We start from the raw sequence: 22030 nt of genomic DNA on the forward strand, positions 1-22030 counted from the left end.
ATTATTTTTGCTTATTCAAGCAGGTCCGATCCATAGGGGCATGCGCCCATTACATGCCAGTCTCGATCCCTTGGGAATGCGACGATAGAGAGGGGAATCAGTACCAAAGTAGTAGATCGTGCCGTACGTCGCGGTTTCAGCGCCACCCATTGGTCTGATTGCATTCAGTGCCGGATGGGTTAGTGTGGAGTGCATCTTCCAGAATAATAAAAACAGGCTTACCAATGAGCCCGAACCTGAGTCTCCTGCGTAAATTCGTTTCCCCTGAAATCATCTTTGGCGCCGGCTGCCGGCACAACGTAGGCAACTATGCCAAGACCTTTGGCGCGCGCAAGGTGCTGGTGGTCAGCGATCCCGGCGTGGTTGCTGTCGGCTGGGTGGCCGATGTCGAGGCCAGCCTGCAAGCCATCGGCATCGACTACTGCCTGTACACCGCCGTTTCGCCGAACCCCCGGGTTGAAGAAGTGATGCTCGGCGCCGAGGTCTACCGTGAAAACCATTGCGACGTGATCGTCGCCGTCGGTGGCGGCAGCCCGATGGACTGCGGCAAGGCCATCGGCATCGTGGTCGCCCATGGCTGCAGCATCCTCGAATTCGAAGGCGTCGACACTATCCGCGTGCCGAGCCCGCCGCTGATCCTGATCCCGACGACCGCTGGCTCCTCGGCGGATGTCTCGCAGTTCGTGATCATTTCCAACCAGCAGGAGCGCATGAAGTTCTCCATCGTCAGCAAGGCGGTGGTGCCCGATGTCTCACTGATCGACCCGGAAACCACGGCGAGCATGGACCCGTTTCTCTCGGCCTGTACCGGCATCGATGCGCTGGTGCATGCCATCGAGGCCTTCGTGTCCACCGGCCACGGCCCGCTGACCGATCCCCACGCGCTGGAAGCCATGCGTCTGATCAATGGCAACCTGGTGCAGATGATCGCCAACCCCGGCGACATCGCCCTGCGGGAGAAAATCATGCTGGGCAGCATGCAGGCCGGGCTGGCGTTTTCCAACGCGATCCTCGGCGCCGTGCATGCCATGTCCCACAGCCTTGGAGGCTTTCTCGACCTGCCCCATGGCCTGTGCAACGCGGTGCTGGTGGAACATGTGGTGGCGTTCAACTACAGCGCGGCACCGGAGCGTTTCAAGGTGATTGCCGAGACCTTCGGCATTGATTGCCGGGGCCTCAACCACCGGCAAATCTGCGGCCGGCTGGTGGACCATTTGATCGCCTTGAAGCATGCGATCGGCTTCCATGAAACCCTCGGCCTGCATGGGATTCGAGTGGCGGACATTCCCTTTCTGTCGCAGCACGCCATGCACGACCCGTGCATCCTCACCAACCCGCGTGAATCCAGCCAGCGTGACGTCGAGGTCGTCTATGGCGAAGCTCTCTGACGATCAGCAACGGGCACTCGCGGGGCTGCTGGGGCTGGGCAACCACTCGGCGCGCAAGAGTCATTACCCCGAACTGACCGCGCGCCTCGACGAGCTGGAAGCCGAGCGCAATCGCTACATCCGCCTCAACGACGAATTGGAGCAGCGGGTCGCGGCGCGTACCGACGAGTTGCTGGAAGCCAACCGCAACCTGCAACAGCAAATCGCCCAGCGCGAGAAGATCGAACAGGACCTGCGCGATGCCCGGGATGCCGCCCAGGCCGCCAACCGCAGCAAGGACAAATACCTTGCCGCCGCCAGTCATGACCTGCTGCAACCCCTCAACGCCGCGCGCTTGCTGATCTCCACCCTGCGTGAGCGCAACTTGCCCAGCGTCGAACACGTGTTGGTGGAGCGCACCCACCAGGCCCTGGAAGGCGCCGAGGATTTGCTCACCGACTTGCTGGATATTTCGCGGCTCGATCAAGCGGCGGTCAAGCCGGACATCGCCCTGTACCGTCTCGACGAACTGTTCGCACCGCTGGTCTCGGAATTCCAGTCGATGGCCGCGGCGTCCGGGCTGAACCTGAGGGCGCATACAGGTCGTTACGCAATCAACACCGACCTGCGGCTGGTGACGCGGATCCTGCGCAACTTCCTCAGCAACGCCTGCCGCTACACGAGCGCGGGTACCATCCTGCTGGGCGCCCGCCGCCGGGGTGAGCGGTTGCGCCTGGAGGTGTGGGACACCGGGCGCGGAATTGCGGCGGACCGTCTGGACGCCATCTTCCTGGAGTTCAATCAACTGGACGTAGGCCGCGCCGCCGACCGCAAGGGCGTGGGACTGGGGTTGGCGATTGTCGAGCGTATCGCCGAGGTCCTCGGTTATCCGGTGGCGGTGCGTTCGTGGCCGGGGCGCGGTTCGATGTTCAGCATCGAAGTCCCCATCAGCGAGGACATGCCGCTGCCCATCAGCGTGGTGGCCGCGCAACCGAGCACCGGCAACCCGCTGCCGGGGCGCCGCCTGCTGGTGCTGGACAACGAAGTCAGCATCCTCGACAGCATGAGCGCGCTGCTTGGGCAGTGGGGCTGCGAGGTGGTCACTGCGACCGATCAGGCAGGCGCAATGGTTGCGTTGCAGGGCAGGGCACCGGAGCTGATTCTCGCGGACTATCACCTGGACCATGGCGTGGTGGGCAGTGAGGTGGTGCACCAGTTGCGCGAGCATTTTGGCCGCAGGATTCCGGCAGTGATTATTACCGCCGACCGCACCGACCAATGCCGCCGTGCCTTGCAGCGGCTGGATGCGCCATTGCTCAACAAGCCGGTCAAACCCGGCAAGTTGCGGGCGGTGTTGACCCAGCTATTGGCCTAGCCACTTGATACCCGTCAACACCGGGCGTGACGCTTTGCCTCATGCTGTGGGCCTGATTTAAAGGCCGACGGAGAACCCCATGAGTGCCCCTGCAACAACTGCTGCTTCATTCAAGTTGCCCCTGGGCCTGGTGGCCGGCGTGCTGGTGATGGTCGGCGTGTTGCTGTTGCCGTTGCCGGCCGACTTGCCGGTGGCCGGGCACCGGATGCTGGCGATCCTCGCGTTTGCGGTGGTGGTGTGGATCACCGAAGCGGTCTCTTATGAGGCTAGCGCGATCATGATCACCTCATTGATGGCTTTTTTGCTCGGTACTGCGCCGTCGCTGCAAGACCCCACGCACCTGATCGGCTCCAGCCCAGCCATCAGCATGGCGTTGACGGGGTTTTCCAACCCGGCATTGGCACTGGTGGCGGGTGCGTTGTTTATCGCGGCAGCCATGATCCATACCGGCCTGGACCGGCGCATCGCATTGGTCACCCTGACGCGCGTGGGGACCAGCACGCGGGGAATTCTCGTCGGGGCAATTGCCGTGACCATCCTCCTCAGCCTGGTGGTGCCCAGCGCGACGGCGCGCAGTGCGTGTGTGGTGCCGATCATGATGGGGGTGGTTGCGGCGTTCGGCGTGGACAAGCGTTCGAATATCGCGGCCGGGATCATGATCGTCGTGGCTCAGGGCACGAGCATCTGGAACGTCGGGATTCAGACGGCGGCGGCGCAGAACCTGCTGACGGTTGGCTTCATGGACAAGATGCTGGGGCAGCGGGTGTCGTGGATCGACTGGCTGATCGCCGGGGCGCCGTGGGCAGTGATCATGTCGGCGGTGTTGTTGTTTTTGGTGTTGAAGCTGCTGCCGCCGGAGAGTGACAGCATTCCCGGGGGCAAGGAGGCGGTGGCGCAATCGCTGGTGGATATCGGGCCGATGACGGGGCCGCAGAAGCGGTTGCTGACGGTGTCGGTATTGCTCTTGCTGGCGTGGGCCACCGAGGGACGACTGCACAGCTTTGATACGACTTCGACGACGTACGCTGGGTTGGTGTTTTTGCTGATGCCGGGGATTGGGGTGATGACCTGGAAGGATGTGCAGTCGCGGATTCCGTGGGGCACGGTGATTGTGTTCGGGGTGGGTATCAGCCTGGGTACGGCGTTGCTGACGACCCAGGCGGGGCAGTGGCTGGGTGCGCAGGTGGTGGCGCATACCGGGTTGGATCAGGTGGGGCCGCTGGGGGTGTTTGCGATTCTGGGGGCGTTTTTGATTGTGATTCATTTGGGGTTTGCCAGTGCCACGGCGTTGACCTCGGCGTTGTTGCCGATTTTGATTGCGGTGTTGCAGACGCTGCCCGGGGAGTTCAGTCGGCTGGGGATGACGATGTTGCTGGGGTTTGTGATGAGCTACGGGTTTATCCTGCCCATCAATGCGCCGCAGAACATGGTGTGTTTGGGGACCGGGACGTTTACCGCGCGGCAGTTTGCCAAGGTGGGGATTTTGGTGACGCTGGTGGGGTATGGGTTGATGTTGGTGTTTGCGGCTACGTATTGGAGTTGGTTGGGGTGGGTTTGAGGGGGTAGGTGTACATATCCGTTATTTAGGTAACGGCGTCCTGCCGGTTTACCCGCTCCGCACTGCCTGCGTTCGGCCTCGGGCTTATTGGGGCAGTCAGATCAAGATCAAAAGCAAGAGCACAGCGGCCTCCCGGCCGGCTTGAGTGTTAAAAGCAAAGACAAAATCCAGAGCGAAAGCCAAATCTGAAGCTGATGCAGCTCTGCTTTTCTGTGGGAGCTGGCTTGCCTGCGATGCAGACAACTCGGTTTTTCAGACACACCGAGGTGATGCCATCGCAGGCAAGCCAGCTCCCACATTTGACCGTGCCCGCTTCGTAATGCCGGAGTGCGGGCACACCGAGCCTAAGCCAGGTGCCGAGTGATGGGGCAAGAGCGTTTTGCTTACTTTTGCGCTGTTCAAAAGTGAGCCGCTGTAAGAGCGGAACCATAAGCCGCCGTTACCGCAGCAACGGATATACACCCCAACCGCCCAAATCCCTCCCAAGATGGCAAGTTGAACTCCACTCAGGTTTACTACTCCCTGAGTAACCGTTCCGCCGGCCCCGAACGCCGGTCATCAAGGCCACCGAATGGACAAATACACCCCCCACACCTGGCAGCCCCACGAGCGCCCGAGCCTGCCGGGCTCGCCGTCGACGCCGCTGCATTCCACCCGCAAACGCTGGGCATACGCCTTGGTCGGCGTGCTGGTGGCAATCACCGGCGGTCTCGGCAACTCGCTGGTGATCGCCAACCTGGTGTACCTGCAAGGCGCCTTGGGCGCCACCACCGCAGAAATGGCCTGGCTCCCCGCCGCCTATGTCATGACCAACGTCTCCATGAACCTGCTGCTGGTCAAGTTCCGCCAGCAATTTGGTCTGCGCGCTTTCACCGAAGTGTTCCTGGTGCTCTACGCCCTGGTCACCTTCGGCCACCTGTTCGTCAACGACCTCAGCTCGGCCATCGCCGTACGCGCGGCCCACGGCATGGTCGGCGCCGCCCTCAGCTCCCTGGGCCTGTACTACATGATCCAGGCCTTCCCTGCGAAATGGCGGATGAAGGCCCTGGTCCTCGGCCTGGGCACCGCGCAACTGGCACTGCCCCTGGCCCGACTGTTCTCCGAAGACCTGCTGCAAATCGCCGAATGGCGCGGCCTCTACCTGTTCGAACTGGGCATGGCCCTGACCTGCCTGGGCTGTGTATTCCTGCTCAAGTTGCCCCCGGGCGACCGCTTCAAGACCTTCGAAAAACTCGACTTCCTGACCTTCGCCATCCTCGCCACCGGCGTCGCCTTGCTCTGCGCCGTGCTGTCCCTGGGGCGTATCGACTGGTGGCTGGAAGCCCCGTGGATCGGCGTCGCATCGGCCTGTTCGCTGGTGCTGATCATGGCCGGCCTGGCCATCGAACATAACCGCTCCAACCCGTTGCTGATGACCCGTTGGCTCGGCAGCGGGGCAATGATTCGCCTGGCGTTGGCGGTGGTGCTGATTCGCATGGTGCTTTCGGAGCAGTCCACCGGCGCCGTGGGCTTCATGCAGATGCTGAACATGAGCAACGAGCAGATGCGCACGCTGTACTGGGTGATGCTGGCGGGAGCGATTGCCGGCCTTGCCGTCAGCGCGTTGACCATCAACCCGGCGCACCTGTTGATGCCATTGATCATCTCCTTGGCTTTCATGGCCACAGGGTCGGTAATGGACAGCTTCTCCAGCAACCTCACGCGCCCGCAAAACATGTACATCAGCCAGTTCCTGCTAGGCTTTGGCGGCACGTTCTTCCTCGGGCCGACCATGGTGTTGGGCACGAAAAACGTGCTGACCAACCCCAGGAACCTGGTGAGTTTCTCGGTGTTGTTCGGGATCTGCCAAAACCTCGGCGGCCTGATCGGCGCGGCATTGCTGGGCACGTTCCAGATCGTGCGGGAGAAATTTCATTCCAGCATGATCGTCGAACACCTGACCTTGCTCGACCCGCGTGTGGCAGCGCGTGTAGCCAGTGGCGGCTCGGCCTATGGCGGGGTGATCGCCGACCCTGAGTTGCGTAACCTGATGGGCATTCGCAGCCTGGCCACCGCGGCCACCCGCGAGGCGAATGTGATGGCCTATAACGATGTGTTCATGCTGATTGCGATCATCGCCATACTCACCATGATCTGGATTTTTATCCGCAGCCTCTGGCTGATGAGTACCACTAAAGCTGCCGCCAGTGCAGCGCCTCCCGTTCAACCCAGCGGCGCACTTTCTTCATGACCGAACCGACGACGACCACCACCAACGCCATCGCTTCCACGCCGGAAGGCACCGCGCCGCCGAGCATGCCGGCCACCGAACCGCGCTCCCTGCGGGTGCGCATCATCTCTTCCATGGGCTTTGCCGCGATTGCGATTATCGGCGTGCTGATCGTGCTCTACGCCTGGCAATTGCCGCCCTTCAGCAGCGCCGTGGAAACCACCGAGAATGCCCTGGTGCGTGGCCAGGTGACGATCATCGGGCCGCAGCTCAGCGGCTACGTGTATGAAGTGCCGGTGACGGACTTCCAGTACGTCAAGGCCGGGGATTTGCTGGTGCGCCTCGATGACCGCATCTACAAGCAGCGGTTGGATCAGGCCCTGGCGCAACTGGCGGTGCAGCAGGCGTCCCTGGCCAATGTGGTGCAGCAACGCAACAGTGCCGAGGCGACCATCAAGCTGCGTCAGGCCGCCTTGGCCGACAGTCAGGCCCAGGCGCGCAAGAGCACCGCTGACCTGCGCCGCAACGAAGAGTTGATCAGCGACGGTTCGGTGTCCAAGCGCGATCTGGACGTGACCCGTGCCGCCAATGCGCAAACCATCGCAGCCGTGGCCCAGGCCCAGGCCAGCCTGGAAATCGCCCGGCAGGATTTGCAGACAGTGATCGTCAATCGCGGTTCGTTGGAGGCGGCGGTGGCCAATGCCGATGCGGCGGTGGAACTGGCGCGTATCGACCTGTCGAACACCCGCATCATCGCCCCGCGTGACGGGCAACTGGGCCAGATTGGCGTGCGCCTCGGGGCCTACGTCAACAGCGGCGCACAGTTGATGGCGCTGGTGCCGAACCAGCTGTGGGTGATTGCCAACATGAAAGAAACCCAGATGGACAATGTGCAGGTCGGCCAGCCGGTGACCTTCACTGTGGATGCCCTGGACCATCGCAAGTTTCACGGCACGGTGCAGCGTATTTCCCCGGCGACCGGCTCGGAATTCAGCCTGTTGCAGGCGGATAACGCCACCGGCAACTTTGTGAAGATCGCCCAGCGGGTGCCGGTGCGGATTACCGTCGACCCGGGGCAGGAGCAGAGTGAACGGCTGCGGCCGGGGTTGTCGGTTGTGGTGAGTATTGACACGGCGGGGCGCCTGAAAAACACCCCACCCTAAGACACAATGGAGATCAAAATGTGGGAGCGGGCTTGCTCGCGAATGCGCAGTGTCAGTCGCAGATGGGTTGACTGATCCACCGCATTCGCGAGCAAGCCCGCTCCCACATTGGTTTTGTGTTGCTAGAGGGGTTTGTATTGCAGGCTGAAGCCGAGTTCGGCTGATTCGCTTTGCTCTAGCAGCTTTAGCCCCGGCCTGCCCGGCAGGTGATGGGCATTCACCGGATGACTCACCGGCTCAAAACAGAAAAAATCCAGCCCCGGCGGGCAATACAGCAGGAAGTAGTCGCTGCCGGTGGCCTGGCACTCCAGGGAGTAACCCAGGTCTGGCTGCTTGATCACGCAGCGCCCATCCCACTGGCAAAAACCGTTATCCACCAGCGCCTCAGGCAACGATTTGAGCTGTTGAAAATCCCACTCGGCGGGTACGGCAGCCAGCCCTGTCGGTAATTTCGATGCATCACTCATCCACACCTGCCCAGCCTTGGCCTGCAACTGTGTGCCGGGCCTGCGCGGCAGATACGGATGTAATCCCAGCCCATGCCACGCCGCTTTTTCCTCCAGATGCGTGACCCGCAAGGTGATGCTCAACCTGCCGTCCTTCAACTGAACCCTTTGCTCGGCGCGATACGCAAAGGGTGCGCTGCTGTCCAGTTGCAGCACCACCTCGTCTGCCGCCTGGCTGACCACGTGCCACGCCTGCTGCCAGGCACTGCCATGAATCGGCAGCGGGTCCAGCGGGCTGTTGGGCTCAAGTGCCAACCACCCAGACGGGTTATCGAAGCCACCCTCGGCAATCCGATTCGACCAGGGCGCCAGTGGGAAACACCCCAGCTTGCCCGGCAAACCGGTGGCGAGTGCTTGTTGATCGGTAGGGCGCAGCAAGGGTTCGCCGCTGCTGCGCACGGTCCAGTTGACGAGGCTGCCACCCAACGCTGGCGCCAGCGTCAGGTGGGTGAGGTTGTCTTCGAGTTCAAGCATCAGCGCACCCTTGATCGTTCCCACGCTCTGCGTGGGAATTCATCTTGTGACGCTCTGCGTCACGGTTTTAAGAGCGGACGCAGAGCGTCCATGGCGGCGTTCCCACGCAGAGCGTGGGAACGATCAGTTCATAACACCAGCCCCGGCAACCACAACGACAACGCCGGAATGTAGGTCACGGCCATCAGCACCAAAAACAGTACGCCATAAAACGGCAGCAGTGCCTTCACGGTCTTCTCGATACTGACCTTGCCCACCGCCGCCCCCACAAACAGCACCGCGCCCACCGGCGGGGTGATCAGGCCGATCCCGAGGTTCACCAGCATGATCATGCCGAAGTGCACCGGGTCGACGCCGATGCCCAGCACGACCGGCAACAGGATCGGCGTGAGGATCAAAATCAGCGGCGCCATGTCCATCACCGTGCCCAGCAACAGCAGCATGGCGTTGATGCACATCAGGATCACATAGCGGTTGTCCGACAGGGTCAGGAACATCGTGGTGATTTTCGCCGGGATCTGCATCAGGGTCATGATGTAGCCGAAGCTGGCGGCGAACGCGATCAGGATCATCACGATGGAAATGGTGCGCACCGTGCGGTGCATCAGCTTGGGCAGCTCGCTCCATTTGTAGTCGCGGTAGATGAACATGGTCACGAAGAACGCCCACAACACGGCAATGGCCGCCGACTCGGTGGCGGTGAAGATGCCCGACAGAATCCCGCCAAGAATGATCACCATGGCCATCAGGCCCCACAGTGCATCGGCGCAGATTTTCAGTGCCTGTTTCAGGGGGATCACTTCGCCTTTGGGGTAGTTGCGCTTTTTCGCGAAGATCAGGCACAGCACCATCAGGCAGGCGCTCATCAGCAGGCCCGGGACCACGCCGGCCATGAACAGTGAGGCGATGGACACGGTGCCGCCAGCCGCCAGGGAGTAGAGCACCGAGTTGTGGCTGGGAGGTGTCAGCAAGGCTTGCACCGAGCCGCTCACGGTGACGGCGGTGGCGAATTCACGGGGATAGCCCTGGCGTTCCATTTCCGGAATCAGCACCGAACCCACGGAGGCGGTATCGGCCACCGACGAGCCGGAGATCGCGCCAAAAAACGTCGAGGCCATGATGTTCACCAGGGACAAGCCGCCGCGCACAAACCCCACCAGCACCCCGGCAAACGCCACCAGGCGTCGGGACATGCCGCCCTCGGCCATGATCGCCCCGGCCAGCACAAAGAACGGAATCGCCATCAGCGAAAACTTGTTCACCCCGCCGGCCACCTGAATCATCAGGGCCTGGAACGGAATGTCGATCCACCACGCGCCGATCAGCGCAGAAAGCCCCAGGGCGTAGGCCACCGGCATGCCAATCAGGATCAGGGCGATAAAGCTGCCCAACAGAATCAATGCGTCCATTCAGGCAGCCCCTTCACTTTCTTCAACCAGGTCGAAGCGCACCACCCTGCGGTTGCTCTGGTCACCCAGCAGGAGTTTTTCCAGCACAAAAACCAGGGTCAGCAAGCCACCAATCGGGATCGGCATATAGGTGATGCCCACCCGCAAGGTCGGCATGGCGCTCATGAACTGGTTCCAGGTCGACAGGCACAACTTGCTGCCCCAGATCGTCATGAACAGGCAGATGGTCGCCATCAGCAGTTGCGAGAGTATGCCAACGATTCGGCGTTGGCCGGGCGGCAGGCGGTCGGTGACCATGGCCACCGACATGTGCGCCCCGGCGCGGTAACTGGCGGCGGCGCCGACAAAGGTGAACACCAGCATCAGCAGGATGGCGGTGGGCTCCGGCCAGCTGGAGCCGGTGCCGAGGACGTAGCGGGCGAAGATGCCCCAGGGGATGATCAGCGCGACGCCGAGAACGGCGAGGCCGGCGACCCAGATGCAGCTCATGTAAATGCGGTCGTTGATGCGCAGCAGTAAATTCTTCATGGCGTTCACCGTGACCGGGCGCGTCGATGCCGACCGCGCCGGGCCTTATCTATGAGAGGCGGTTGGGTTACTCGACGGCTTCGATGCGCTTGATCAGGTCGGCGTAAGGCGCGCCGTACTTGTCGCGGATCGAAGCGGTGGCCTCATAGAACGGTTTTTTGTCGATGTCGATGAACTCAACGCCAGCAGCCTTGAGCTTGGCTTCACTGCTGGCTGACTTGGTGTCCCACAGCTCGCGTTCCTGGATCTGCGCGGCCTTGGCGGTGTTTTTTACCAGCACCTGTTGCTCGGGGGTGAGCTTGTTCCAGGTGATTTTCGACATCACGATGGGCTCGGGCAGGATCAGGTGGCCGGTGAGGCTGTAGAACTTGGCGTTCTGGTAGTGGTTGTGTTCCAGCAGGGTGGGCGGGTTGTTTTCCGCGCCGTCGATCACCCCGGTCTGCAGGGCGCTGAAGATCTCGCCGGTGTCCATGGCAATGCCGTTGCCGCCCATGGCGTTGATGGTTTCGATGAAGATTGGGTTACCCTGCACGCGAATCTTCATGCCCTTGAGGTCTTCGATCTTGCGCACCGGTTTCTTGGTGTAGATGTTGCGCGTGCCGCCGTCCATCCAGGCCAGCGCCACCAGGTTGAATTCGGAGTCGGTGATTTTGGCGAGGATTTCATCGCCGATCTCGCCGTCGATGACCTTGCGCATATGCACCTGGTCGCGGAACACGAACGGCATGTTGAACACGTTTACGTCCGGCACCACCGGGCCGACGATGCCGAGGCTGACTCGGGCCATCTGGATCGCCCCGACCTGGGCCTGTTCCACCACTTCCTTTTCCGAGCCCAGCACGCCGCCGGGGAACATCTTGAAGGTCAGGCCGCCGTTGCTTTCGGCGACTAGGGTTTTACCCAGTTGTTCTTCGGCGACGACGGTTGGGTAGCCGGCGGGGTGGATGTCGGCGAATTTGATTTCCAGTGCGTGGGCGGTGCTGCCGAGGGTAAACACGAACGGGAGTGCAGCGGCGAGCAAGGTGCGTTTGAAGTCCATGGGGTGTCTCTCCAGTCTTGTTATTGTTTTGTTCACGGCACAGCGATGCAGCTAGAGGATGAACTGCGGTTCGGGCATTCCCTGTACGCCAGGGTTCAGGGCAAAGACGCCGCCGGCGAGGGAGTGCGAGCTGTGGTCGTCGCGGATCGAGGTGACGAACAAGGTGTCCAGGCGGCTGCCGCCGAAGGCGCACATGGTGGGTTTTTTCACCGGTACAGTCAGTGAACGGTCGAGGCGACCGTCGGGGGTAAAGCGGTGGACCAGCCCGGCATCGTTGGCGCAGATCCAGTAGCAGCCTTCGGCATCCACGGCGGCTCCGTCAGGGCGGCCAAGGAAGTGGTGCATGTCCACAAACAGCCGGCGGTTGGACGGCGTGCCGCTGTCGATGTCGTAGTCGAAGGCCCAGATTTGCTGCACCAGCGGGTGCGAGTCCGAGAGGTACATCGTGCGCCCGTCGGGGCTGAAGGCCAGGCCGTTGGGGGTGATGAAACCGTTGAGTTCCGTGTGAACGGGTTGGCCGGCTTGATAGCGATAAAGCACACCCTCAGCCGCATTCGCGCCCATATTCAGCACCATGCTGCCGGCCCAGAACCGACCCTGGCGATCACAGCGGCCATCGTTCAGGCGCATGTCCGGGCGGGCGTGCTCGACGCTGGCCAACGGCGCGGTGTCGAGCGTGCCGTCGTTGCAGGGCGTCAGCTGGAAAAACCCGGTTTCCATGCCCGCGACCCAGTTGCCCGTCGTGGTGCGGGCGATGCAGGCGAGCATCTGCGGGGTTTTCCAGGCTTGCACCTGGCTGCTGGTGGCGCTCCAGCGCTGCAGCTCGGCGTTGGGAATATCCACCCAGTACAGGGCGTTTTCCTCGGGCACCCACACCGGGCATTCACCTACGGCGTTGCGGGCGTCGACAATCAGTTCTGCTTGCATGGCCACTCATTCCCTTGGGTTGGTCTGTGGTCAGTCACCGAACGGGCCGGCGGCACAAAACGCACCACCCTGGTACACCCGCGCCGGGTCGTCGATGGCGGGCAGCGGCTGGGCTTCCACCTGTTTGCGGAACACTTCAGAGGTGTCTCGCGGGGTGAAACCCAGGTGGGCGGCGAAGCGGTTGTCCCACCAGACGTCGAGGTTATCCGACATGCCGTAGACCACGGTGTGGCCGACGTTGGGTGTGTACAGCGCGCGTTCGAGCAGTTGGGTGAGGTCGTCGAAGCTCAGCCAGGTGTGCATCATCCGGCGGTTCTGTGGTTCCGGGAACGAGGAGCCGATGCGGATGCTGACGGTTTCGATGCCATAGCGATCGAAGTAGAAACTGGCCATGTCCTCGCCGTAGGATTTGGACAGGCCGTAGTAACTGTCCGGGCGGCGCGGGGAGTGGGCGTCGAGGGCTTCGTCCTGCTTGTAGAAGCCGATGACGTGGTTGGAGCTGGCGAAGATGACGCGCTTGACCCCATGGCGGCGGGCGGCTTCGTAGATGTGGAAGATCCCGCAGATGTTCGCGCCCAGCACTTCCTCGAAGGAGCGCTCCACTGACACGCCGCCGAAATGCAGGATCGCATCGACGCCTTCCACCAAGTGGTGCACGGCCTGTTTGTCGGAAAGATCGCAAGGCAGCACTTCTTCGCCGTCGTCGGCGGCCGGGGCCATGTCGGCGATGTCCGACAGGCGCAGTACCTTGGCGTAAGGGCGCAGGCGTTCGCGCAAGACTTTACCCAAGCCACCGGCGGCGCCGGTGAGCAGCAAGCGGTTGAACGGGGTAGGGGCGGTTGTGGTGGTCATGGTGGTCCCGTTATTGTTGTAGGTTGTCGTATGACTATTCCGAAGTATCGTTAGGGTTTCCTACACTTGTCAACGCGCTATTGGTCGAAGTTGATAGAGGGTCATCGCTGTCCTGTGGCGAGGGAGCTCCCTCACTCCAGCAAGCTCACTCACCACAAAAGCCTTTCCTGGTGTTTGTAAACCGCTATAACAACGACAGCGGGTAACTGATGAATATCCGGTTTTCATCAAACTCGTTGGTACTGAAATCCCGGCGCATTGTTGCGTTGCGCCAGCGCACATTCAGGTCCCGCAGTGGACCGCTTTGTACCGTGTAGGCCAGTTCCGACTCACGACCCCATTCCTTGCCGTTGGTGATCGCCCCGGTGTGCACGTTATCGCCGCTGATATAGCGGTTCATCATTGTCAGGCCGGGAATGCCCAGCACCACGAAGTTGAAGTCGTGCCGCACCTGCCAGGACTTTTCCTTGGCGTTGTCGTAGCTGGCGTTGTAGCTATCGTTGGCCAGGGTGCCGCCGCTGGTGCCGTTGACCCGCATCCAGGCGCTGTCGCCGGTGAGTTTCTGCAGGCCGATATAGAAGCTGTTGCCTTTGTATTTAGCCGAGAGCAGAGCGAATGCGGTTTTGTTGTCGAGGTCGCCGGCCAGGGCCTTGCCGTCCTCCTTGCCGGTGAAGTACCCGAGGTTGGCGCCCAGGGTCCAGTCGCCCACGGGTTGGCTGTGGGTGAGGTTGAAATACTGTTGCTGATAGATGTCGCTCAGCTCGGCGTACCACACGCCCACTTGGGTGCGCTTGTCGTTGAAGGTGTATTCGCCGCCGCCGAAGTTGAAGCGGTCCGAAGTGAATGCGGCTTTGCCGTTGAGGAACATGTCCTCCATGCTCGCGTCGTTACGCGGGCTGTTGCCGCGGAACTGGCCGCCGTACAGGGTCAGGCCAGTGATTTCGCTGGAGGTGACCTGGCCGCCTCGGAAGGTTTGCGGCAGTGAGCGACCGTCATCCGAACGCAGGATCGGCAGCACCGGCATCCATTCGCCGACTTTCAATTCAGTCTTCGACAACCGGGTTTTCAGCGCCACGCCCAGGCGGCCGAAATTGTCCGCAGGGCGGCCATCGCTGCCGATCGGAAGCAACTGGGTGCCGGCGGTGCCTTTGCCGCCGTCGAGTTTCTGCGAGTACAGGCCCAGCACGTCCAGGCCGAAACCGACGGTGCCTTGGGTGAAGCCGGACCTGGCGTCGAGGATGAAGTTTTGCGTCCACTCCTCGGCCTTGCCCTGGGGGTAGGCGGGATTGGTGAAGTTGCGATTGAAGTAGGCGTTGCGCAGGTTGAGCGTAGCGGTGGCGTCGTCGATGAAGCCTTCTGCCGAGGCGGTGACGGGGAGGGTAAGGGCCAGGCTGCTCAAACCGATGGCGGCAAAACGGGCGGTGCAGGAGAAATGGCGGACGTGTTGGCTCACAGTGACGCTCCGTTGTCTTTTTGTTGTTTTTATTTTTGTTATACGTTGTCGTACAACATTGGAGGCGATATTTGCGAGGTTTTAGGGGGTTGTCAATCGAAAGTTATACGATGACTCCCTGTGTGAAGGGCGCCAGTGGAGGAGGAGTTATCCTGCTGTAACCATGGGCGGCAAGGTACCAAGCAGCGAAACGGCGGCTACCGCTGAAACACCTAGTAACCATTCAATCATCACGCTGGCCTTCAACGCAGGCAGTCGCTGCTCACAGTTGTGAATCCGCAGGCGGTTCAACAGTGCCAGTGCGAGCATGCCGAACACCAGCAGCACCTTGATCAGCAGGATCAGGGCGAACCCAGTGAACAAGGGCGTTGGCCAGAACTGCCCGGTGAGCACCCGCACGTTGATCAGGCCGGTCACCAGCAATCCCGTTACCAGCCCATAACCAATGCCGCTGAAACGCTTGAGGATCGGTTCCAGTGGATAGTGGGGCGATTGCCTGAGGATCAACACCAGCAGGAGCAAGCCACCCAGCCAGGCACCGACACACACCAGGTGCACCACCTGATTGAGGATCAGCAGTTGCCCGGCCAGGCCATTGAGCATGGCGCCATGGCCCACCGGTGCCAGTGTCGCCAGCAGCAATGCACAGAGCGGCAGGCGCAACGCCTTCCACGGCGTCATCAGGCCCAGCACCAGCAGCACGTTCAGTAGCAGGTGCCAGGTCCAGACCTGGCCGAAGAAGGTTTTGCCCAGCACCAACTGCACCGTCGACCACTCCAGCGCGCCCAGCCCGACTCCGGCCATGCTCGCGCTGATCAACAGCAACCACGCCACCCCCGACACCAGTGCCAGCCACGCCAACCCTTGGGTGATGCGCGCCAGTTGGCGGTCCAGCACCGGTTGCGGTCCCGCGCCCAGCAGCCAGGGCCTGAACACACAGGCCCCGAACATCAACAGCACCACGATGAAATGCAGGAAACGGCACAGCACCAGCAGGGTGGCCATGGATTATTGGCCGACCTTGAAGCTGTATTCACCGTTGCTTTTATGAGTATCCACCGAGACGGCGTTCCACACCACTTTGTAGGTGCCGACGGCCAGTGGTGCGGCCGGTGTCACCACCAATACTTTCTTGTCGGCATCCGGGGTTTCCAGGCCTTTGATCGCGACTTCGGTACCGTCCTTGCTCAGGGACACCTTGGTGAACGTCGCTTCAACGCCTTCGCTGAACGTCAGGCGCAGGTCCTTGGGCGCGGCGACGCTGCTGTCGGCGGCAGGCTCAGAGCTTTTCAGGTGGGCGTGGGCAAACGCGGCCGATGCGCCCAGCAGGGAAGCGAGCAGGGCGACGGTGGTGAGGGTTTTCTTGATCAACATTGTTCAATACCTTCAGGTGAGAGTCAGTCGTTAGGCAGTGCCATGTGCAACAAGGGAAAGGGCTTGCCTTCGCCATCGACGGGCGAGCGGCCAGTCTGGATAAAACCATAGTGCAGATAGAAACCTACGGCCTGTGGATTCTGCTCGTTCACGTCGACCCGCAGGGTGTCGTGGCGGGCGCGCACGAAGTCCAGCAACTGTCGGCCGATGCCCTGGCCACGCCGGCTCGGATCGATAAACAGCATCTCGACATTGTTGCCGCCGGTGCCGACGAAGCCGGCAATGCCTTGGGCGTCTTCGTACACCCACACCTCAAGGGCGGGCATGGGCAGGTAGCAGTCGCGCACCAGGGGCAGCAGGCGCTGGATGTCGTCTTCGCTGAGAAAGTCATGGGTGGCGCGCACCGAGCGTTCCCACAGTGCGCCAAGCACCGGGTCGTCGCACGCGTCTCGCAGTCGAATAGTCATGGAGATGATCCTTCGAGGGGATGGCGATGCTAACCAATCCGCTTTCCACGGGGAAGGTGCTTGTACGAAGTTTCACAGTGGCGTGTCGCCGCGACCTAGAGCGGATGGTAGTCTTGAAGCCATGTTGTTGTCAGGGAGCCCTTATGGGCAATCACAAGATCGGTATTCGTCGGGTCAACGTCGAAAAGATTCTGCTGGCGGCGGAAAAGGTTTTCGCCGAGAAGGGCTATGGCAGCACCGCCATGGCCGACATCGCCGAAGAAGTGCAGCTGCCGCGCTCCAACCTGCATTACTACTTCAGCACCAAGAGCGAGCTGTACAGCGCGGTGTTGTTCGACCTGCTGGAAGTGTGGAAACAGGACGCCTTGTGCTTCGAGATGTTCGACGACCCGCGGGTGGTGCTCAGCAGCTACATCCGCGCCAAGATGCAACATTCCCGCAGCCGGCCCTATGGTTCGAAAGTATGGGCCAACGAAATCATCCACGGCGCGCCGACCCTGGGGGAGGCGCTGGACGTGAGCCTGTACGACTGGGCCAAGATGAAGGAAGCGAAGATTCGCCAGTGGGTGGAGGACAAGCGGATCTTGCCGGTGGAGCCGTCGAGCCTGCTGTACATGATCTGGGCATCGACCCAGCACTATGCCGACTTTGATCATCAGGTGAAGATCCTGAATGACCATCAGCCGTTGTCGGACATGCAGTTTGAACGGGCAGTGCAGACGGTGACGAGTGTGATCTTGCGGGGGATTGGGTTGGAGCCCTAGATCGTTCCCACGCTCCGCGTGGGAATGCCGCCCTGGACGCTCTGCGTCCGCTCTTGAGGTCGTGACGCGGAGCGTCAACGGATGCATTCCCACGCGGAGCGTGGGAACGATCATTCATAGGGCGTCTGTTTGGAGGGCTACACCGCCTCGCGGTAGGGATTCCTCGGGTCCTGCGTCCAGTTCAAAAACGGCTTTCCGGTATCCACCGGCACCATCTCGATACAGTCCGCCACCGGACAAGTGATCTGGCACAGGTTGCATCCCACGCACTCATCATCGATCACCTCGTATTTATGTGTCCCATCCGCCTGCTTCAAGCTGGCAATCGCCTGGTGCGACGTATCTTCGCAAGCAATATGGCAACGCCCACAGCCAATACACGCCTCCTGGTCGATCTTGGCGATCACCTGGTAATTGATATCCAGGTACTTCCAATCCGTCGTATTGCCCACCGCCCGCCCGGAAAATTCCTGCAGGCTGTTGTAACCCTGGCTGTCCATCCATCGCGACAGCCCGTCCTTCATTTCCTCGACGATCCGAAACCCATGCAGCATCGCCGCCGTGCACACCTGCACCGCGCCGCAGCCCATTGCGACGAATTCCGCCGCGTCGCGCCAGTTGCCAATCCCGCCAATGCCGCAGATCGGCAAGCCTTGTGTCTGTGGATCCCGGGCAATCTCCGCCACCATGTTCAACGCAATCGGCTTCACCGCCGAACCGCAGTAGCCACCGTGGGTGCTTTGGGTGCCCACCATCGGCAGGGCGACCATGCGCTCCAGGTCGACACTGGTGATGGAGTTGATGGTGTTGATCAGCGACACCGCATCCGCGCCCCCGCGATACGCTGCCCGCGCCGCCACGCGTATGTCGGTGATGTTCGGCGTGAGCTTGACGATCACCGGCAGCGAGCAATAGGTCTTGCACCAGCGCGTCACCTGTTCCACGTACTCCGGCACCTGGCCCACCGCCGCGCCCATGCCGCGTTCCGGCATGCCGTGGGGGCAGCCGAAGTTGAGCTCGATGCCGTCGCAGCCTGTGGCTTCCACCAGCGGCAGGATGTGTTTCCAGGATTCTTCAACACACGGCACCATCAGCGACACGATCAGTGCGCGGTCGGGCCAGTCTTTTTTCACCTGGGTGATTTCCCGCAGGTTGATCTCCAGGGACCTATCGGTAATCAGCTCGATATTGTTGATGCCGAGCACTTCACGGTTGGCGCCAAAGTGCGCCGAGTAGCGCGATGAGACGTTGACCGCGGCCGGGTCTTCGCCGAGGGTTTTCCAGACCACACCGCCCCAGCCTGCTTCAAAGGCGCGGACCACGTTGTAGGCCTTGTCGGTAGGCGGCGCGGAGGCCAGCCAGAACGGATTGGGGGCTTTGATGCCGGCGAATACAATCGAGAGATCGGCCATTACGCAGCCTCCACATTCAGCATGAGTTGAACGTGCATGGCTTGCGCGGCCAGCTTGCCGTGTTGCACGGCCTGGACGGTGAGGTCCTGGCCGAGGCTGACGCAATCGCCGCCGGCGTACACACCGGGGATGCTGGTGCGCAGTTGTTCGTTGACGAAGATACGATCGCCTTGGCGTTGCAACTGGTGGGCCAGCGGGTCGTGCAGCGCGGCGTCGTCGAAGCCTTGGCCGATGGCCTTGAAGATCGCGTCGGCGGCCAGTTCGAAGATTTCACCGGTGGCCTGCAGGCTGCCATCGACCATGCGGGTGCGGGCGAAACGCATGCCGCGCACATGGCCCTGATCATCGAGCAACACTTCCTCGGGTTGGGCCCAGGTCAGCAGGCGTACCTGGTTAGCCTTGGCGATGTCCTGTTCGTGGCCGGTGGCGCCCATTTCACTCAGGCCGCGGCGGTACACCAGGTTGACGTCACGGGCGCCGAGGCGGGCCATTTGCACGGCCATGTCGATGGCCGTGTTGCCGGCGCCGAGCACAATGCAACGATCGGCCAAGGGCAGTTGGCTGAGGTCATCGGCCTGGCGCAGTTCACGGATATAGTCGGTGGCGGCGAGGAGGCCGGGGGCGTCCTCGTGAGGCAGGCCGAGCTGTTTGCTGGCGGCCAGGCCGAGGCCGAGAAACACCGCATCGAACTGCTGGTGCAGCTCGCTCAAGGTCAGGTTGTCGCCGAGACGCTGGCCATGACGGATTTCGATGCCGCCGATTTGCAGGAGGAAATCCAGTTCCTTCTGCGCGAAGTCATCCACCAGTTTGTACTTGGCGATCCCGTATTCATTCAGGCCGCCGGCTTTTTCCCGGGCTTCGAAAATTACCACGTCATGGCCGTGCAGGGCGCTGCGATGGGCGCAGGACAAGCCCGCAGGCCCGGCGCCGACCACCGCGATGCGCTTGCCGGTGGGGGCGGCGCGCTGGAAGGGGTGTTCGCTGAAGTGCGCGTTGTCCACCGCGTAACGCTGCAACAGGCCAATCAGCACCGGGGCGCATTCTTCGGCGTTGTTGCGCACGCAGGCTTGCTGGCAAAGGATTTCTGTCGGGCAGACCCGGGCGCAACTGCCGCCGAGGATATTCGCCGAGAGAATCTTCTGCGCGGCGCCCTGGACGTTCTCCGTGTGGATATTGCGGATGAACGACGGGATATCGATTTCGCTGGGGCACGCGTTAACGCACGGCGCGTCGTAGCAGTAGAGGCAGCGCGACGCTTCCAGTTGGGCTTGCCGGGCATTGAGCGGCGGCGCCAGGTCGGTGAAATGCGCGGCGAGGGCTGCCGCATCTTCATGGGGGTGGGGAAGATGGTTCAGAGTCTGGATCACGGTATTGGCCTCACGGTTTTTGAGGTGCTGCCTCTGGTGGGCAGTGGTTTTTTTGTTGCCGGTACCGGCCTCTTCGCGAGCAAGCCCGCTCCCACATTCGACTGCATTTATCCTGTTGGAATGGGGGCGAATGTGGGAGCGGGCTTGCTCGCGAATGGCGGCCTCAGCGTTTCACAGCAACCGGCCTGGAACGCTCCGCCCGTTTGCTCAACTGCTCAAACACCGGCGGATACGTCGGCCGTTCGATATACCGCCCCGCACCACGCTCGGCGCGCAAATCCCCATCCGCCCAGACCAGCTTGCCCTGGCTGATGGTATGGCTCGGCACGCCGCGCACGGTCTTGCCTTCGAAGATGTTGAAGTCGACTTTCTGGTGGTGAGTCTTCGCGGAAATGGTCCGTGTGCCTTGCGGGTCCCACAGCACCAGATCAGCATCGGCCCCCACGCGAATCGCCCCTTTACGCGGGTACAGGTTGAAGATCTTCGCCGTGTTGGTAGACGTCAGCGCAACGAACTCCTGCATCGACAAGCGCCCGGTGTTCACGCCTTCATCCCACAACAGCGCCATGCGGTCTTCGATACCGGCGGTGCCATTGGGAATCTTGCTGAAGTCATCCCGCCCGGCAGCTTTTTGCTCGGCGCAGAAGCAGCAATGGTCGGTGGCGGTGGTGTGCAGGTTGCCCGATTGCAGGCCGTGCCACAGCGCTTCCTGATGCCCGCGTGGGCGGAAGGGAGGGCTCATCACGTAGCCGGCGGCAGTCTGCCAGTCGGGGTGTTGATACACGCTGTCGTCCAGCAGCAGATGCCCGGCCAAGACTTCGCCGTACACCGGCTGGCCCTTGCTGCGGGCATAGGTGATTTCATCCAGCGCTTCCTGGGTGGACACGTGCACCAGGTACAACGGGGTGCCGATGGTTTCGGCAATCCGGATCGCCCGGCTGGCGGCTTCGCCTTCCACCTGCGAAGGCCGCGACAGCGGGTGCGCTTCAGGCCCGGTAATGCCCTGGGCCATCAGCTTGCGTTGCAAGTGGTACACCAGTTCGCCGTTTTCGGCATGCACCGTCGGCACCGCACCCAGTTCCAGGCAGCGTTCGAAGCTCGCCACCAGGGTGTCGTCAGCGGCCATGATTGCGTTTTTGTACGCCATGAAATGCTTGAAGCTGTTGATGCCGTGCTGGCTTACCAGCTCGGCCATTTCCTCGCGGACCTGCTCGCTCCACCAGGTAATGGCCACGTGAAAACCGTAGTCCGACGCCGACTTCTCGGCCCAGCCGCGCCACTGGTGGAAGGCTTCCAACAGGGATTGCTGCGGGTTGGGAATCACGAAGTCGATGATCGACGTGGTGCCGCCCGCCAACCCGGCGGCCGTGCCACTGAAAAAGTCTTCACTGGCCACGGTGCCCATGAAGGGCAATTGCATATGGGTATGGGGGTCGATGCCGCCGGGCATCAGGTATTGACCGCTGCCATCGAGTATCTCGGTGCCGGCGGGAATATCCAGATCAGTGCCAATGGCGCGAATTAGACCGTCTGCGCATAAAACATCGGCTCGGTAACTTTCATCATGGGTAATAACGGTAGCGCCACGGATCAACAGCGACATGTCGAGTTCCTCACAGGCTTGACCGGCTTGTGCCAGTTCTAAGTGTTGTCATGCATCGCGCCGCTGGAAGTTAATTCCTGTCAGCGGTGACAGGAATAGAAACTAGCCCGAGTTTTTCGAATGAGCAAGAATATTTTTTATAAGCTTATATCTATATTAAGTTATTGAATTATAAGAATAAAA

General features: G+C 61.5%; 19 protein-coding genes. 6 read left to right on the forward strand and 13 right to left on the reverse strand.

Annotated elements, in window-relative coordinates:
• The first annotated feature begins 224 nt into the window (after positions 1 to 224).
• From ercA to JFU58_RS17395, 5 genes are all read left to right on the forward strand, one after another.
• Positions 225 to 1388 carry an alcohol dehydrogenase-like regulatory protein ErcA gene (gene ercA / locus JFU58_RS17375; RefSeq protein ID WP_093207928.1) on the forward strand — a complete coding sequence of 388 codons (1164 nt, stop codon included), beginning with the start codon at positions 225 to 227 and terminating at the stop codon, positions 1386 to 1388.
• The gene (locus JFU58_RS17380; RefSeq protein WP_201141363.1) at positions 1372 to 2742 is read left to right on the forward strand and encodes an ATP-binding response regulator; all 1371 of its coding nucleotides are present in this window, start codon (positions 1372 to 1374) and stop codon (positions 2740 to 2742) included. The genes ercA and JFU58_RS17380 overlap by 17 nt, the downstream gene beginning before the upstream one ends.
• Positions 2743 to 2821: 79 nt before the next feature.
• Positions 2822 to 4300 (forward strand): DASS family sodium-coupled anion symporter, encoded by a 1479-nt coding sequence (locus JFU58_RS17385; RefSeq protein ID WP_201141365.1) that lies wholly within the window; start codon positions 2822 to 2824, stop codon positions 4298 to 4300.
• Between the two features lie 571 nt (positions 4301 to 4871).
• A complete protein-coding gene (locus JFU58_RS17390; protein WP_093207939.1) occupies positions 4872 to 6530 on the forward strand; it encodes an MFS transporter in 1659 nt (552 codons plus the stop codon).
• Positions 6527 to 7672: an HlyD family secretion protein gene (locus tag JFU58_RS17395; protein ID WP_093207942.1), complete on the forward strand. Its 1146-nt coding sequence runs from the start codon at positions 6527 to 6529 to the stop codon at positions 7670 to 7672. Before JFU58_RS17390 ends, JFU58_RS17395 begins: the two co-directional genes overlap by 4 nt.
• A 122-nt stretch (positions 7673 to 7794) precedes the next feature.
• On the opposite strand, the gene JFU58_RS17400 is transcribed toward JFU58_RS17395, so the two are convergent.
• The 10 genes from JFU58_RS17400 to JFU58_RS17445 all read right to left on the reverse strand — a co-directional run bounded on the left by JFU58_RS17400 (position 7795) and on the right by JFU58_RS17445 (position 16701).
• Positions 7795 to 8652 (reverse strand): aldose 1-epimerase, encoded by an 858-nt coding sequence (locus JFU58_RS17400; RefSeq protein ID WP_201141367.1) that lies wholly within the window; start codon positions 8650 to 8652, stop codon positions 7795 to 7797.
• Between the two features lie 128 nt (positions 8653 to 8780).
• Positions 8781 to 10061: a TRAP transporter large permease gene (locus JFU58_RS17405; RefSeq protein ID WP_010166793.1), complete on the reverse strand. Its 1281-nt coding sequence runs from the start codon at positions 10059 to 10061 to the stop codon at positions 8781 to 8783.
• A complete protein-coding gene (locus JFU58_RS17410; protein WP_201141369.1) occupies positions 10062 to 10589 on the reverse strand; it encodes a TRAP transporter small permease in 528 nt (175 codons plus the stop codon).
• Positions 10590 to 10656: 67 nt separating this feature from the next.
• Positions 10657 to 11628 (reverse strand): TRAP transporter substrate-binding protein, encoded by a 972-nt coding sequence (locus JFU58_RS17415; RefSeq protein WP_093207955.1) that lies wholly within the window; start codon positions 11626 to 11628, stop codon positions 10657 to 10659.
• Between the two features lie 51 nt (positions 11629 to 11679).
• On the reverse strand, positions 11680 to 12555 hold the full coding sequence (locus JFU58_RS17420) for an SMP-30/gluconolactonase/LRE family protein (protein ID WP_201141371.1): 876 nt from the start codon (positions 12553 to 12555) through the stop codon (positions 11680 to 11682).
• A 30-nt stretch (positions 12556 to 12585) separates the two neighbouring features.
• Positions 12586 to 13407, reverse strand: coding sequence for an NAD-dependent epimerase/dehydratase family protein (locus JFU58_RS17425; protein WP_093207960.1), 822 nt, complete (start codon positions 13405 to 13407; stop codon positions 12586 to 12588).
• 184 nt (positions 13408 to 13591) lie between these two features.
• Positions 13592 to 14860: an OprD family outer membrane porin gene (locus JFU58_RS17430; protein ID WP_201141373.1), complete on the reverse strand. Its 1269-nt coding sequence runs from the start codon at positions 14858 to 14860 to the stop codon at positions 13592 to 13594.
• Positions 14861 to 15007: 147 nt separating this feature from the next.
• Entirely contained in the window at positions 15008 to 15865 is an 858-nt protein-coding gene (gene copD, locus JFU58_RS17435; RefSeq protein ID WP_063028580.1) for a copper homeostasis membrane protein CopD, read from the reverse strand.
• A 3-nt stretch (positions 15866 to 15868) separates the two neighbouring features.
• On the reverse strand, positions 15869 to 16234 hold the full coding sequence (gene copC, locus JFU58_RS17440; protein ID WP_201141375.1) for a copper homeostasis periplasmic binding protein CopC: 366 nt from the start codon (positions 16232 to 16234) through the stop codon (positions 15869 to 15871).
• Positions 16235 to 16257: 23 nt separating this feature from the next.
• Positions 16258 to 16701 carry a GNAT family N-acetyltransferase gene (locus tag JFU58_RS17445; protein ID WP_177026953.1) on the reverse strand — a complete coding sequence of 148 codons (444 nt, stop codon included), beginning with the start codon at positions 16699 to 16701 and terminating at the stop codon, positions 16258 to 16260.
• Between the two features lie 143 nt (positions 16702 to 16844).
• Between JFU58_RS17445 and JFU58_RS17450 the strand changes: the two genes are divergently transcribed.
• Positions 16845 to 17465 (forward strand): TetR/AcrR family transcriptional regulator, encoded by a 621-nt coding sequence (locus tag JFU58_RS17450; protein ID WP_003207828.1) that lies wholly within the window; start codon positions 16845 to 16847, stop codon positions 17463 to 17465.
• A 137-nt stretch (positions 17466 to 17602) separates the two neighbouring features.
• Here JFU58_RS17450 and preA read toward each other — a convergent pair whose 3' ends face one another.
• The 3 genes from preA to hydA all read right to left on the reverse strand — a co-directional run bounded on the left by preA (position 17603) and on the right by hydA (position 21847).
• Entirely contained in the window at positions 17603 to 18877 is a 1275-nt protein-coding gene (gene preA, locus JFU58_RS17455) for an NAD-dependent dihydropyrimidine dehydrogenase subunit PreA (RefSeq protein WP_177026952.1), read from the reverse strand.
• Positions 18877 to 20244, reverse strand: a complete 1368-nt coding sequence (locus tag JFU58_RS17460; protein ID WP_177071494.1) for an FAD-dependent oxidoreductase — start codon at positions 20242 to 20244, stop codon at positions 18877 to 18879. The genes preA and JFU58_RS17460 overlap by 1 nt, the downstream gene beginning before the upstream one ends.
• A gap of 163 nt (positions 20245 to 20407) precedes the next feature.
• Positions 20408 to 21847, reverse strand: a complete 1440-nt coding sequence (gene hydA / locus JFU58_RS17465) for a dihydropyrimidinase (protein ID WP_063028588.1) — start codon at positions 21845 to 21847, stop codon at positions 20408 to 20410.
• Positions 21848 to 22030: the final 183 nt, after the last annotated feature.

It is taken from the genome of Pseudomonas sp. TH34 (assembly GCF_016650865.1).
Classification (GTDB): Bacteria; Pseudomonadota; Gammaproteobacteria; order Pseudomonadales; family Pseudomonadaceae; genus Aquipseudomonas; species Aquipseudomonas yamanorum.